8 protein-coding genes are annotated in these 14,867 nt (G+C 71.1%); 6 read left to right on the top strand and 2 right to left on the bottom strand.

What is annotated here, in order from left to right; all coding sequences use genetic code 11:
- The first annotated feature begins 4 nt into the window (after window positions 1-4).
- From BCAV_RS01760 to BCAV_RS22430, 4 genes are read left to right on the top strand one after another with little or no spacing between them, the layout of a single operon-like run.
- On the top strand, window positions 5-2,188 hold the full coding sequence (locus BCAV_RS01760; RefSeq protein ID WP_012725396.1) for a hypothetical protein: 2,184 nt from the start codon (window positions 5-7) through the stop codon (window positions 2,186-2,188).
- Window positions 2,189-2,217: 29 nt separating this feature from the next.
- Window positions 2,218-4,497 carry a hypothetical protein gene (locus BCAV_RS01755; protein WP_012725395.1) on the top strand — a complete coding sequence of 760 codons (2,280 nt, stop codon included), beginning with the start codon at window positions 2,218-2,220 and terminating at the stop codon, window positions 4,495-4,497.
- Between the two features lie 28 nt (window positions 4,498-4,525).
- Entirely contained in the window at window positions 4,526-7,516 is a 2,991-nt protein-coding gene (locus BCAV_RS01750; protein WP_012725394.1) for a hypothetical protein, read from the top strand.
- A 41-nt stretch (window positions 7,517-7,557) separates the two neighbouring features.
- Window positions 7,558-8,559 (top strand): hypothetical protein, encoded by a 1,002-nt coding sequence (locus BCAV_RS22430; protein WP_144016679.1) that lies wholly within the window; start codon window positions 7,558-7,560, stop codon window positions 8,557-8,559.
- Between the two features lie 324 nt (window positions 8,560-8,883).
- On the opposite strand, the gene BCAV_RS01740 is transcribed toward BCAV_RS22430, so the two are convergent.
- Window positions 8,884-9,354: a GNAT family N-acetyltransferase gene (locus BCAV_RS01740; protein WP_012725392.1), complete on the bottom strand. Its 471-nt coding sequence runs from the start codon at window positions 9,352-9,354 to the stop codon at window positions 8,884-8,886.
- A gap of 473 nt (window positions 9,355-9,827) precedes the next feature.
- On the opposite strand from BCAV_RS01740, the gene BCAV_RS21320 reads away from it, so the two are divergent.
- Entirely contained in the window at window positions 9,828-11,801 is a 1,974-nt protein-coding gene (locus tag BCAV_RS21320) for an HNH endonuclease signature motif containing protein (RefSeq protein ID WP_245528922.1), read from the top strand.
- A 552-nt stretch (window positions 11,802-12,353) separates the two neighbouring features.
- Window positions 12,354-13,691: an NADP-specific glutamate dehydrogenase gene (gdhA, locus tag BCAV_RS01730; protein WP_012725390.1), complete on the top strand. Its 1,338-nt coding sequence runs from the start codon at window positions 12,354-12,356 to the stop codon at window positions 13,689-13,691.
- A 125-nt stretch (window positions 13,692-13,816) separates the two neighbouring features.
- Here the strand turns inward: gdhA and BCAV_RS21315 are convergent, their stop codons facing one another.
- Window positions 13,817-14,794 carry a GAP family protein gene (locus BCAV_RS21315; RefSeq protein ID WP_012725389.1) on the bottom strand — a complete coding sequence of 326 codons (978 nt, stop codon included), beginning with the start codon at window positions 14,792-14,794 and terminating at the stop codon, window positions 13,817-13,819.
- Between the last annotated feature and the right edge of the window lie 73 nt (window positions 14,795-14,867).

Below are 14,867 nucleotides of genomic sequence, written 5' to 3'. Positions count from 1 at the left end.
CACCATGCTCGAGGTAGACGACATCCGGCTCGTCGACGGGTACACCGTCCACGGCGACGACACCAGCGACTCCACGTTCTACATCTTCCCCAACGGTCCGGCGTTCGCTCGGACCCCCGACGGCGGACTGCAGCTGCGATTCATCGAGTACGAGCAGCTGCGACTCGAGGGCGAGGACACGTTCGGCGGGTTCGTCGTGTTCTCCGCCGACCTGGCGATCCCGGCGGAGACGGAAGCCGCGATCAAGGCGAAGCTGCAGGAGGAGGTCACCCGGAAGTACGCCGGCCGCGAGGCCCCGCAGGTGACCCTCGCGCCGATCAACTGGGCGAAGGGCAGCGTGACGCTGCTCCTCGAGGACGGCGGAGCGCTCGTCGAGAAGAAGCACGGCGCCGCGATCCCGTCCTTGTACAACACGAATGTCGCGTGCTTCGCGCTCGAGCTCACGGACATCGGCACCGCCGTCTTCAAGAACACGCTGTCGACCGGCGCGAACTCCGCGATCACGGTGATCTACAACCTCGAGTACTTCGGGCGGCTGCCGAAGATGCACGCCTGGGGCGAGTGGCACGCCGAGAAGTTCTACAGCTTCTTCCAGAGTGTCGACTACGAGGAGAACACCTGGAGCGAGGACTCCTACACGGAGGTCGTGGAGTCCAGCCGCTACAACAGCGAGGTCCAGACGATCGGGGGCGATTTCGTCGACAACCCGAACCTCACGGCGGAGGAGAACGCGAAGATCCAGTCCGAGATCCGCACGGCGATCCAGAGCATGCTCGCCGAGCAGGTCGAGCGGAACCTCCTGACGGCGGCCGCCGAGGTCGACCCGAACGTCAAGAGCCTGTACGACGAGCAGGACTTCGAGAACATCCAGCGGACGATCTCGAGCACGCAGATCGCGAACGTGCGCGTCGACCTCACGGAGTCCAAGGCGACGCTCATCTCCAAGCACCCGCAGGGCCAGCTCCCGAGCATCACGACGCTCAAGGACGCCGAGGGCAACGCCCTGAAGTGGGAGGACTACTACACGAAGATCTCGGCGGACGAGTTCTTCAAGGACAAGCGCGTCAACGTGCGGGTGAACGCGCCGTTCGAGAACCTGCCCATCCATACGGTCGCCGTGTCGATGACGTACCCGTTCGGGCCGCAGCCGAAGACGGACAGCGAGACGTTCACCTCGGCCGACGACGTCTGGGAGTTCGAGTCCCTCGTGCACGACGGCAAGCGGGACGTCACGTACACCTACACGGTGAACTACGAGAACAGCGCGTTCTCGTTCACGTCCGAGGAGTTCACGGAGTCGGGCGACGAGGTCGTCATCAACGTCGACGACCTCGGCGTGCTCTCCGTCGACATCGCCGCGGACGGCATCGACTTCGCCCGCGTCCCACGCACGTCCGTGGAGCTCCGGTACGACGGCGCGACGCCGGTGGTGAAGACGCTGAACCTCACCGCCGAGGCCCCGAACGCGCAGGTGCGGGAGGTCATCAAGGAGGCGCGCACGACGCCCGTGACGTACAAGGTCACCTACTCGCTCGACGACGGCCGCGACGTCACCGGCACGCCCGGGACGATCGACGTCGGGCAGACGACGTTGAGCGTGCGGGACCCGTTCGGCGCGCCGCGGACCATCACGTTCCGGGCGCTCGGCGACCTGGCGAACGAGATCGCCAGCGTCACGATCGACGCCACCTACACGGACCCGGGGAACGACTACACGCAGAAGAAGACGGCTGTGCTCTCGGCGGACATGCCGTTCCTCGAGTGGGCGTTCCCGGTGTTCGACGACACCGCGGGCTCGGTCACGTACTCGGGCTTCATCAGCCGCAAGGACGGGACCACAGAGCCGTTCGGCCCGACGACGACGACGGACAGCATCATCGCCGTCGGCGAGATCGTCGCGGACAAGCTCGACGTGACGATCATGACGAACCTCGTCGACTGGACGAAGGTCAAGGTGGTGCTGGTCGCCCTCGCCTATCTGGACGAGACGAACGCCGTCCGGGAGCGCAAGGACTTCACGTTCGACGCCCCGGCCGCGACGCCCCCGGTGTGGACGATCCCGCTCAAGGACCCGGCGAAGACGGACTTCACGTCGACGATCACGTTCTTCCTCATGGACGGCACCCGCAAGGTGGTCGGCCCCACCACGGAGACCGGAACCACGATCTTCCCCGAGCTCCCGGCCTGAGTCGCCGGCACGAGGCGAAAGGACCCGCCATGCTCCTGCTCGACAGCCGCAGCCAGGTCATCGACGACATCTCGGTGTTCCCCGACCACGCCGACCCGCTGCAGTGGTACTACCTGCCCACCGCGCCGCACATCACCACGGTGCGCGACGAGGGCAGCGGCACCGACGTGCCGAGCGTGCTGCTCTTCGCGTACACCGGGGTCGAGGGCTCGGGCGGCTTCCTCAACCTCGACTGCAACCTCGGCGTCGCCACCGACCGGCTCGACGGGATCGCGCGCGAGATCCAGCGCACCGCGGGGCTCGACGACGTCCCGCGCGTGGTGCCGGTGCCGCTCGTCGGCGGGACGGTGCGGATGCAGATGCTCGACGGCGAGTCGGACCGCCCCACGGAGGTGATCGAGGGGCATCCGCGGTTCGTGCTGTCGATCGACAACGACACGGCGCCCGCGCTGTACGGCGTCAACCAGGCGGCGTTCTCGGTGCACCTCGACAAGGCGGGCTTCACGGCCGTCGAGGCCTGCCTCGACGGGGCGATCCTCCCGATCGTGGTGGCGTACTCGCTCGAGTTCCTCGGGCTGCGCCCGGCCTACAACGTCACGCTCTCGATCGACTGGGACCGGGTGCAGAAGCACCTCGACGAGACGTTCGGGGCGAGCGTGATGTTCTTCTCCACGGAGATCTCGACGGCGGTGGACGAGCTCGTGGAGTCGCGAGCGATCGTGTTCTCGGCCGACACGTTCGTGCCCGAGGGCGAGGAGCACGAGGGCATCCTCGAACGGCGCGACCTCGCCGTCGCGCAGGTGCGGCAGATGATCACTGACGCGTTCTTCACGCCGTCGATCCCGCCGTGGACGCCGGAGAAGACACCGGACTGGGAGCGCGCCCTCAACGTCATCGGCGGGCTCGCGGCCAAGGGCGCGTCGGCGGCCGCCGGGGGCCCGGCCACCACCGCTGCGACGTTCTCCTACAAGAAGACCGACTACACCCGGATCGACCGCAAGAAGCTCGACGTCAACTTCTCCGAGCGGGTGACGATCCAGCGCACGATCCACCCGCAGGGCCACCTCGGGCAGCTGCTGTCGCTGATCGCGGCCAGCGGGTTGCCACGCGAGACGTTCGTCAAGCGCATCCCACTCGACGACCCGTGGTTCGAGCGGCGACGCCTGACGGCGACGTACCAGCCCGGCCTCGCCGTCGACGAGATCGCGTCGATCAACGTGCGGGCCACGTACGGCGGACTCACGAAGAACGCGTTCCTCACGCCGGGAGCGTGGAGCACCGAGTTCGACTGGGCGAACCAGCTCGACCCGGCGGGCGCGCTGGTGACCGGCGTCGACGTCACGTACGACGTGCTCCTGAAGAACGCCGACACGACCGAGCGCCCCGGCCAGCTGACGTCACCCGTGGAGACCGTGCACGAGAACGCGATCCCGATCACGCCCGAGGTCGACCTGTTCACGTTCAAGCCGATCCCGCTGCGTGCCGAGAACGTGCCGTGGACCACGTACTCCTCCGTGGAGGTCGAGCTGCGCTACACGGACGAGGCCAACGCCATCAGCCAGCGCGACACCGTGCGGCTGACGGCCGACGCCCTCGAGTCGACCTGGATGATGTTCCAGCTCGACCGGTCTCGGCGCGCGTTCGACGTCCGCCTCGTGTACCGCGCGCTGGACCATCGCGACGTCGAGCTGGACTGGCGCACCGTGGACGAGGAGGGCGTCACGGTCCGCGACCCGTTCCCGTCGAAGCGGGTGCTCGAGGTCGTGCCGCCCGTCGTCTGGACCGAGCTCGCCGCGGCGTTCGTCGACCTGCGGTACGTGGACGCGGACGCCGGGCTGGTGCTCGAGGACTCGTTCACGTTCCAGCAGGGCGCGGCGCCGCAGAAGTTCTCCGTCGACCTGCGCGACCCCACGAAGCGGGACGTGTTCTACACGGTGACGTTCCAGTACGCCGACGGGCGCACCGTGACGCTCCCGGAGTCCGTCACGGCCGAGCGGCGCATCGTGCTGGCCCCGGAGATGAAGGGACGCCGGGCGGTGCGGGTGCACCGTCCCCGGGACTTCCTCGACCGGAAGATGCGCAAGGTCACCGTCGAGCTCCGGTTCGAGGACCTGCTCGCGGGGCTCAGCTTCGCCGACACGGTGATCCTCGACGCCGCCACCGCGGAGGCCGCCTTCGAGTACGACTACGTCGACGCCGCCCGCGACTCCTACGAGTACCGCTCGACGTTCCTGTTCGAGAACGGGCTCTCCCGCGTCGTGGAGTGGCAGCCCGCCTCCGCTCTCGACCTCGTCGTCACGACTCCGTGACACCCGACCACACTGTCAGGACACCGCCATGTTGAGCCTCTCCCAGCCCATCACCGTCGACGACATGACGGTGTACCGCGACCACGCCGACCCGAACCGCTTCTGGTACCTCCCGCCGCACGTGGCGATCGGGGAGACCGCGGACGGGAGCCGGCCCGCGTTCCAGTTCATGGCGTTCAAGCCGGCGGAGGCCGGCACGGGACTGGAGGGAGGCGGGTTCGTGATGTTCGAGAGCGTGCTGACGCTCGCCCCGAACGCCGAGTCCCGCATCCGCGCCCGTGTCGCGAGCGAGCCCGGGGTGACAGCGACGCCGATCCTCGCCCAGCCGCCGTTCGACGGCGGCACCGTGCAGTGCATCGCGCTGGACCTGCAGGGGAGCGGCGGGACGGAGGCGCCCGACGGTGGGCCCGGCACGTTCCGCGCGGTCGAGTCGATCCTCGGGGCCACGGTGCCGTCGATGGACCACCGCAACGTCGCCGCGTTCAGCCTCAAGCTCACACAGGCCGGGGCGACGATCGTGCGCGAGGCGATGACGGACGGGATGGCGCCCATCGGCGTCGTCTACACGATGAACTACCTGGCGATGCGGCCGGCGCTCGACGTCGAGATCACGGCCGACTTCGAGCGGATCTTCAACCACTTCAGCGCGAGCATCGAGGCGCAGTACAAGTTCGTGAAGGCGGGCATCGACGCCGCATTCGAGTCGCTCGTGCAGGAGGGAGCGATCACGATCAAGGTGGTCAACTTCACCGGCGAGGCGGACGAGGTCGAGCAGGAGAAGTGGGCGCTCGAGTTCTTCAAGAACGACCTGCTCGCGAAGTGGTTCGAGCCGACCCTCGTTCCGGGGCAGCTCGCGACGTCGGGTGCCTCGGCCACGATCCCGACGCCGCCGGCCACCCCACCTGCCACACCGCCCGCGACGCCTCCGGCCGGTGGGACTCCCCCCGCCGGCGGCACCCCGCCCGCCGGGGGGACTCCGCCTGCCGGTGGGACTCCGCCTGCCGGGGGGACGACGGCGCCGGTCCTGCAACGCGCCACGCTGACGACGACGGCGTCGTCGCCGAATCCTCTTCCCGCCGGGCTGGCGGTCACGCACCAGCCGTCCGCCACCGGCACGTCCGAGACGGTGACGGTGACCGGGGCGGGGGCGAAGGTCACCGTTGACGGGAAGGCGGTGACGCCGGGCGCGGGAGGTGCCGTGGTGATCGACGTGGCCGCCGCGTCGTCGCACCCGATCACGGTCGAGTGGCCGGGCACGGCGACGGAGCAGGTCTTCGGTCTGTTCTTCGACTTCGACAAGCCCGCGCGGAACGGCTGGGCCGTGCAGCCGCCGAGCACGGAGTTCCGCTCGTACGTCTCCAACTCGACGACCGATCCGCGGTACCAGGATGCGTCGGGGACGCTGCGGATCGAGGGCGACGGCGCGTGGACGGGACCGGAGCGGGGCGCGGACCGCCTGCGCGCCTGGATCCTCGCCCTGCCCGGCACGAAGAGCGTGCGCCTGTCCGCGCACGCCAGCCACGAGCACTCCCCCGCCGTCTCCGACGACACGCAGCGCACGCGGTACAACCAGCAGCTCTCGGAACGCCGGCTCGCCGTCGCGCACGCCGTCGTCACGTCCGCCGGCGGCACGATCGCGGCGGAGGCCGCGCGGGGTGACACGCCCGCCAGCACGCGGCCGGGCACGCACTCCCCGATGGGCGGCGACCCGGACAACCGTGTCGTGCACGTCACCGCGCAGGTGCCTGGGGCGGCGCGGACGTGGAGCGGGACGATCGCGCGAGCGGCGTCGACCGGCGGGACCGGGACTGGGACTGGGACTGGCACGGGGACCGGAACCGGCACCGGGACCGGGACCGGGACTGGCACGGGCACCGGAACCGGCACCGGCACGGGCACCGGGACAGGCACCGGAACGGGAACCGGCGGCGGCGCGAAGCCGCTCGAGCTCCCCACGGCCGTCGCGTTCAAGCTCAAGTTCGTGCGCCAGGAGGAGCGCAAGAAGCTCACGGTGAAGTACCAGCGCGCGGAGGCGGTCCGGCGGGTCTTCGCCCCGCAGGGTTTCCTCGGGCTGCTCATCAAGGACCTCGCCGGCGACGACGTGCTCTTCAAGGAGATCGACCTCGACGACCCGTTCTTCCGCGAGATGACGATCACGGCCAGCACGGCCACGGACTTCGCGCCGATCGGGCTGTCCCGTGCGCACATCGCGATCGACTACGGCGACCCTGCCGTGCCGGCGGATCACAAGCACCACGAGCTGACGTTCACGCCGCAGGACGCCGCGCCGAAGACCGCCACGTTCTTCCTCAACTCCACGCGCGACCTCGACTACGACGCCACGATCCGCTTCGACTTCGCGCCGCAGGCGGGCTGGGAGGCGGACGCCGCCCACTACGAGGTCGTCGAGGCCGACACGGTCAAGCGGGACCTCGTGCTCAACCCGTTCGAGCACGTGGAGTTCCGCGAGATCAGGTTCGAGCCGGGAGTCGTCGACTGGGAGACCGTCGCGTCGCTCGACATCCGCCTCGAGGCCCATGGGTATGCCGACCCGGAGCCGCGTGGACTGCTCACGCTCACGAAGGACTCTGGACCGCAGACGTTCCGGATCCGCGGGGCGCTTCCCGGCCCTGACGGGCGCGGCGTGACGTTCACCGTGACGCAGAACCTGACCGACGGCACGAGCGAGACGGCGCCGCCGGCCGAGGCGGTCGACGACGTCGTCGTGGTGCACGACCTCCTGGAGAGCGCGCTCGAGGTGGTGTTCGTGCCGCAGTTCGACGCGGCGGCTGTCGCCACCGTGTTCATCGACCTCGAGTACCGCGACGACGCGAACTCCTACGTGCGCGAGGTGCGGCGGGAGATCCCCGGCACGCAGGTCGAGCCGGTGCGCATCCGGATCGCGCTGCGCGACGGCGACCTCCGCACGTATCGGCACCGGTTCACGTTCTCCGGGCCGGGGCTCTTCGACCAGCGGGCGTTCGTCGAGTCCACGGAGATTCTCGTGCCGATCCGGTGAGGGACGCGCCGACCATCGGGACCGACGAGAGGACCGCCGCCGTGAGTGCTGCCGCTGCCGCGAGCTCCACAGCCGACGTCGTCGACGCCGTGGAACGCACCCTGGAACGGGCGGCGGCAGTGGTGCCGGCGGCGGCGACGCGGGCGCGCCTGGCGCTGGCCGCTCTGCTCGACGGCGTCGCGCGGTCGACGTGGCCCGAGATCGCCGGTCGCTTCTCCCGGCTGACGACGAGCGGGGCGCCGGTCGAGCTGGCCTGGACCGGGCGCGATGCGTCGTTGCGCTGGACGGCGGAGGTCGCCCCGCCGGAGACGCCGACGGCCCAGCGGCTCACGCTCGCGGGGACGTGGGCCGGCGTCGACACGCAGTCGCTTGCGCAGGCGCAGCACGGGCGGCCGCTGCGGTACGGGGCGTGGCTCGCCGGGCGCCACGCCGAGGACGGACGTGATGGAGCGAAGGTGTACGCCGAGGTGCCCGACGGCGCCCGGCTGCCAGACCCCGCGGCCCATCCCGTGTTCCGCTCGTGGGGGCTGACGTGGCGCATGGCCGGTGTCGCCGACGACGGCACCACCGAGTGGTACGCACGTGCCGAGCGCGCGGAGGAGGTGGACCTCCTGGCGTTCGAGCGGTCGACGCTCGGTTCGGACGGCCTCTTGCGCGCACGTGTTCGTGAGCTCCTGCGGTCCGAGGCGCTGCCCAGGCCGTGCGGGCTCAGCGTCGCGTTCGCTCCCGGTCCCGGGGGGAGCCCCAGCCCCGGCGAGAGCCCCAGCCCCGGCGAGAGCCCGAGCCCCGGCGGGCGTACCGTCCCGGTGGCCATCACCTGGTTCGCGCCCGCAGGTGCGGTGTTCGCCGACGACGACGACGCTGTGCGGCGCCTGTCCGCGACGACCGACGACGCCGCGGCGCGCGCCCTCCTCGCCGCGTTGCTGGGTGCGGAGCGGGCGACGACGACGACGGCGGCGGCGCGCCGCCGCATCGTGCCGATCGGGGTGGGGGTGGGCTTCGACGGGTCGAGCTGGGCGCAGGCAGGCCTCCTGCCGAGCTGAAGAGCGTGCCGACGAGCGGCTGGCGGCCGAGGGGACGCCGGTCGGGATCCGCGGGTCGGGAGGCGGGCGCACTTCGCGGCGGCCCCGGTGTTCACCTACCGCGATGCCCACACGGCGGCCCCCATGTTCACCTACCGCGATGCCCACACGGCGGCCCCCATGTTCACCTACCGCGATGCCCACACGGCGGCCCCCATGTTCACCTACCGCGATGCCCACACGGCGGCCCCCCGTGTTCACCTACCGCGATGCCCACACGGCGGCCCCCCGTGTTCACCTACCGCGATGCCGAGGCGGCGGCCCCCGTGTTCAGGTACGCGGTGTTCAGGTGCGCGGCGCCGACGCGGCGGTGGTGCGCACCCCGAGAGTCTGGTCGAAGATCCGCTCCCCGGTCGGCTCGAACCCGCAGCGCAGGTAGAAGCTCTCCGGTCCGCCCTCGCCTTCCGCCCAGAGAACAGTCATCCGGTCCTGCCCCCGTTTCCGCGCCTCGCTGGCGACTTCCTCGACTGCGAAGCGGCCCACACCTCGCCCCTGAGCGTGGGCGGCGATGTTCAGCCGCCATATCCCGCAGCGAAAGGCCTCGATCTCGTTGTCAGGATCGAAGTTGGCCATGACGAAACCCACAATCTTGTCCTGCTCGAGGATGGCCCGCGGCCACGCCGTCGGTGTCACGTACGCCTCGGCGATCGAGAGCACCACCGGGGCCACAAAGCGCTCCTGACCGGGCTTCAGCTGGAAATCAGTGAGCGCTCGCAGGTTTTGATCGGTCACTTCGTGGAGGCGTAGGTGGCTCATGCGTGGAGGCTAACGGCGAGCACCGACAACGCGCCTCGGGCTCCGCCGTGCCAGAGACCCACACCCCACCCCGAGCACCGCCGGGCCAGACACCCACACCCAAACCCCGAGCACCGCCGGGCCAGACACCCACGCCCCACCCCGGAACTCTGTGCCCGTGGACACCGACGACGCCCGCGCACCGCCGGCCACGCGTCACCACTCTCGACACCGGCCGATCCGAGGGACACATGGTCGGCCGCCTCCTCGATGCGCGGAGCGGCCCCCGCTCGCAGCGCGTGCGGGGACCCTACCGACGCGCACCGACGCTGATCACCAGTCACTCGAGACACCTATTGACGACTTGTCCCCAGGCTCCCAAACCCGAGGGGGCGTCGACCCTCCTGTGCATTTCCTGTGGATGGGCGTTCGCTGACAGGAGAACTCGACGCCACCTCTTGTGAACGTGTGTTCGATGAATTAGCGTCTGCTGCATGGCCTTTTCGATGGCAGGTGACTCGTCACCAGGATTCCGCGGGAATCCCGGTGCGACGTCGGTCGCCGTCGTACGCGCACTCGACGGCATGACCGCCACCTTGAAAACGCAGATGAGGTCGGTCACCGCGGCGGTGGGTGCGGGGTCGGGCGGGTGGCGCGAGGATGAGGCACTCGACGTCGCCGCCGTGATCGAGGACTTCGCGCGCGCAGTCCGGCACCTGCAGCTCGTCGCAGCACACGCCGTGGCCGACGTCCACGACCGTGGGCGCGACCCCGGAGCAGGCGCTACTCGGCTCGGCGACGCGGACGACGGCCACCCCCTGTCGTTCGGCAAGCGTGCACACCTCGGGCTCGTCGATGGCGACGGCGGCGCGATGACAAACGGTTCGCTCCGGTCGAACGGCGGGCTCACGTCGAGCGGTAGAACGACTCGTGACGACACGGCGGCCACCGAGGACACGTCGGACGGCGGGCTCATGGAACGAGGCAGCGCTGCGACGTCAGCAGGACAGGGCGCCGCGGCCCCTCAGGCCGCCGCGGGAGCCACCGCTGGTCGTCGGGGTCGGGCCGCGCGGAACCGGTCGCCCTATCGCAGTGCGGCGGACGCCCTGCGGGTGCGACTTCGGCTGTCCGGCTACGAAGCGCGGCGGCGGGTCGCCACGGCGCGGGACGTTCTCCCGGGCGTGGCGATCTCCGGGGCAGAGCTCCCGGCGGCGTTTCCTCGAGTCGGTGCGCTGATCGCGGACGGCGAGGGCGATCGGGACGCCGTCGGACACATCCTGCGCGGACTCCACCAGGTCGACGAGGCTATCCGCCGCCGGCGCTCGATCGGCGTCACGGTCGCGAACCACGACGAGGACGGTGGCGGTGGCGAGGAGGGCGTCGACGGGGACGGCGGGGCGACCGCGAGCGAGCGCGCCCGAGCGGAGGCGGTCGAGCAGCTCACCGGTGCCGAGGAGATTCTCGTGACGGCGGCGCGGGAGGTCGACGCCGACAGTGTCCGACGCCTGGCCGAGCGGATCGTCCACCTGGTCGACCAGGACGGCCCGGAGCCGATGGTTCCGGACCTCGCCGCCGCTGGCGTGTGGGAGATGGGACGCCGTCACGGACTGCACCACCTCCGCGTCCTGGTCGACGACGTCGGGCGGGAGCTTCTCGACACCGTGTTCGCCACAGCGACCAACCCGCGCACGTTCGAGGACACCACCTGCGAGAACGCCCGCACCGACACCGATACCGGATCCACTGCTGCCGACGAGCCCCAGAGCGGAACGGCGGGCACCGGCACGCGCCCGGGCGGCGACTCACCCAACGCCGCCGCGGGCTCCGACGCGGGCATGACCGCCACGGCCGCAACGACCGCTGCTCCCCCCGAACGCCGCTCCGTCGCCAGGCTACGGCTGGACGCCCTGCTCGCGGCGTGCGGTGCCGCACTTCGCGTGCGGGCGCTGCCCAAGACCGGGGGTCTGCCCACGCAGGTCATGGTCACCGTCTCGCTTGATGAGCTACGGAGCGGGCTCGGCTCCGCCCACCTTCCGTACACCGGCCCGATCCGGGCCCGTGACGTCCGCCAGTTGGCCTGCGACGCCGACATCATCCCGATCGTGCTCGGCACACGCGGGCAGGTCCTCGACGTCGGACGCGCGCACCGCCTCTTTCCGCCCCACCAGCGCCGGGCACTGATCGCCCGAGACGGCGGCTGCGCCTACCCCGGCTGCCACATCCCAGCCCCGTGGTGCGAAGGCCACCACGTCGTGGAGTGGTGGCGCGGAGGCGGCACGAGCATCAACGACGGCGTGCTGCTCTGCGCGTACCACCATCACCTCATCCACGCCGGGCGCAGCCGCGTGACAACCGCGTCCGGAGTCCCGCAGTTCCACGAGCCGAATTCCAGTCCGAGCCGCGGGGCCGGGCGTCGCCCGGTGCGCAACACCTACCACCGTCCGCCCCTGCCGCCACGACGCCAGTAGGCCGAGGCCTCGATGGCGATCGACCGGACTCGGCACCCGGAGCGCGGAACGCGCGCCGTACAGCCGAACCACCGCACTGCTGAACCCCGCCCGTGCCGAGCCGTCCAGCGCCGCGTGGCCGCATCACGCACCGCCGCGTGGCCGCACCGCCGCCTGGCAACCACGGCCGCACCGCCGCGTGGCCGAACCGCCGCCTGGCAACCACGGCCGCACCGCCGCATGGCCGCACCGCCGCCTGGCAACCACGGCCGCACCGCCGCGTGGCCGAACCGCCGCAGTGTTGAACCCCGCACAGCCGAACCCGACTGGGCCGCGGGGCCGGACCGCGCCGCCGCAAGCGCATCGCCGCCGCACTGCAGGCGTCTCCTCAGGTGGGACGCGCGTACCGGAATCCGTCACAGTGCTTACTCTGGGCCGGTTCACCGCCCCGGCGACGCAGGCCCATGGCCTCGGCCGCGGGCCACCGACAGCAGGCCACTGGCCCCGTCGACCGACAGCAACCCTCGGTTCGCGGACGCGCGCCCCGGCCACCGACACAGCAGCGAGGACCACATGGACGCCGGCCTGAAGCAGATCTTCGACGACGTGCTACGTCGCAACCCCGGCGAGGCGGAGTTCCACCAGGCGGTCCGTGAGGTGTTCGACTCCCTCGGCCCCGTGCTGGCGAAGCACCCACGCTATGTCGACGCCGGTGTGCTCGAGCGGCTCTGCGAGCCCGAGCGACAGATCATCTTCCGGGTGCCGTGGGTCGACGACGCCGGTGCCGTACACATCAACCGCGGGTTCCGCGTGGAGTTCAACTCGGCGCTCGGCCCGTTCAAGGGCGGGCTGCGGTTCCACCCGTCCGTGTACCTCGGGACGGTGAAGTTCCTCGGCTTCGAGCAGGTCTTCAAGAACTCGCTCACCGGGATGCCGCTCGGCGGCGCGAAAGGCGGGTCCGACTTCGACCCGCGAGGTCGCACGGACGCCGAGGTCATGCGGTTCTGCCAGTCGTTCATGACCGAGCTCTACCGGCACATCGGCGAGTACACCGACGTGCCGGCGGGCGACATCGGCGTCGGCGGCCGCGAGATCGGCTACCTCTTCGGCCAGTACAAGCGGATCACGAACCGGTACGAGTCCGGCGTCCTCACGGGCAAGGGCATCAGCTGGGGCGGGTCGCTCGTGCGGACGGAGGCCACCGGCTACGGCACCGTGCTGTTCGCGGAGCGCATGCTCGCGACGCGCGGCCGGTCGTTCGACGGCGCCCGGGTGGCGGTCTCCGGGTCCGGCAACGTCGCCGTGCACGCCATCACGAAGGCGCAGTCGCTCGGCGCGCAGGTCGTGGCGTTCTCGGACTCGTCCGGGTTCGTCGTCGACCCGAGCGGCGTGGACGTCGAGCTCCTGCGGCGGATCAAGGAGGTCGACCGCGGCCGCGTCGCCGACTATGCGGACGCGCGGCCCGACGCCCGGTTCGTGTCCGACGGCCGGATCTGGGACGTACCGGTCGACGTCGCCCTCCCCTGCGCCACCCAGAACGAGCTCACGGGCGCCGACGCCGCACGGCTCGTCGCGAACGGAGTCGTCGCCGTCGCGGAGGGCGCCAACATGCCGACGACGCCGGACGCCGTCGCCGCCTTCGCGGCGGCCGGCGTGCTCTTCGCGCCGGGCAAGGCCGCGAACGCCGGTGGGGTCGCGACGTCCGCCCTGGAGATGCAGCAGAACGCCTCGCGGGACGCGTGGACGTTCGACTACACCGAGGAGCGGCTCGCCGCGATCATGGCGGCGATCCACGACCGCTGCCTCGACACCGCGGAGGAGTACGGCGCGCCGGGGAGCTACGTGCTCGGGGCGAACATCGCCGGCTTCACGAAGGTCGCCGACGCGATGATCGCCCTCGGCGTCGTCTGACCGGAGCGGCGCTCGCGCGGAGCGGCGTCATCTGACCGGGAGCGCCGACCGACCCGGAGCCCCCGACCAGAGCGTCGCCCGCTGTCGCGTCGAGCAGGACCTCCCACCGAGCACGGCGGTCGGGCTCATGACACGACGACGCCGAACTGCTCCAGGATGCCGGTCCTCATGAGCGCGTCACGCGCGATGAGGAACCCGAGGATGCCCACGATCCACGCCGTCGTCTCGGCGGCGCTCCGCGTCATCCACCCCTCGAGCTTTTCGAGCGGCCGTCGCACGAGACCCGCCGCGAGGATCCGTGCCCCGAGGATCACGAGCGCGGGAAGCAGCATCACGGCGCAGTAGAGCGCGAGGACCCCGACAGCCGTGGGCGTCTGCAGGTCGGCGCCGGTCATGAGCCCGATCGCCGTGAGGTACGGGATCATGCTCGCCGACTCGATGAGCGCCGCGCCCAGCGCGAGACCCATGAGGGCGAGCAGCGACGAACGCGCCGCGCGCCGGTCGGTGGTGAGCGCTCCGGTCGGCGCCGGAGCAGCGTAGGCGCCGGTCGGCACCGTCGACGCCGGAGCGGCGTAGGCGCCCGCCGCCCCGCCGCTGCCGGTGGTCGAGCTCATCGCCCCAGGGCTGCCCGCGGTCGAGCCCGCAGCCCCGCCGCTGCCCGCGGTCGCGTTCGGCGCCGCGCCACTCCCGCTGACCGCCCCGGCGCCGCCCACCACCGCGGCGTCGGCGCCCATCGCGCGAGCACGCCACCTCGAGAGGCGACCCGGCTTCGCGGTGGGATCGGCGGCGTCGTCGCCCTTCTTCTTGCGTCCGATGTAGAACGACGCCACGAAGAGGCCGACACCGAGCGCAAGCTGCAGGTACCCGGCGGTCGGACTCTCCAGCCATCCGCCGAGCCGGCCGTACAGCGCCGTGGCGCCAGCCAGCAGCGCCAGACCGAGCACGAAGTAGAACGTCCCGACCGTGCCGAGAAACACGAGCACACGGCCGGCGCGAAGCCGCCCGGGCGCAAGCATGAGCCAGATCGGGATGAGCAGGGTGCCGAAGCTCGTGGAGTCGATCAGCGCGAGAACGGCGAGCTGGCCGAGCAGTTCGGGGGTCATGGTGCCTACCTTCCGTGCCGCGGGGCCGCGCCGTCGTCGGCCGAACGGCGGGAACGCCGTGCACCCTTCGATG

The sequence above is a fragment of the Beutenbergia cavernae DSM 12333 genome, assembly GCF_000023105.1.
GTDB classification, from domain to species: domain Bacteria; phylum Actinomycetota; class Actinomycetes; order Actinomycetales; family Beutenbergiaceae; genus Beutenbergia; species Beutenbergia cavernae.
Note: the sequence above shows the minus strand (reverse complement) of the source record. Positions and strands in the feature narration are given on the sequence as shown.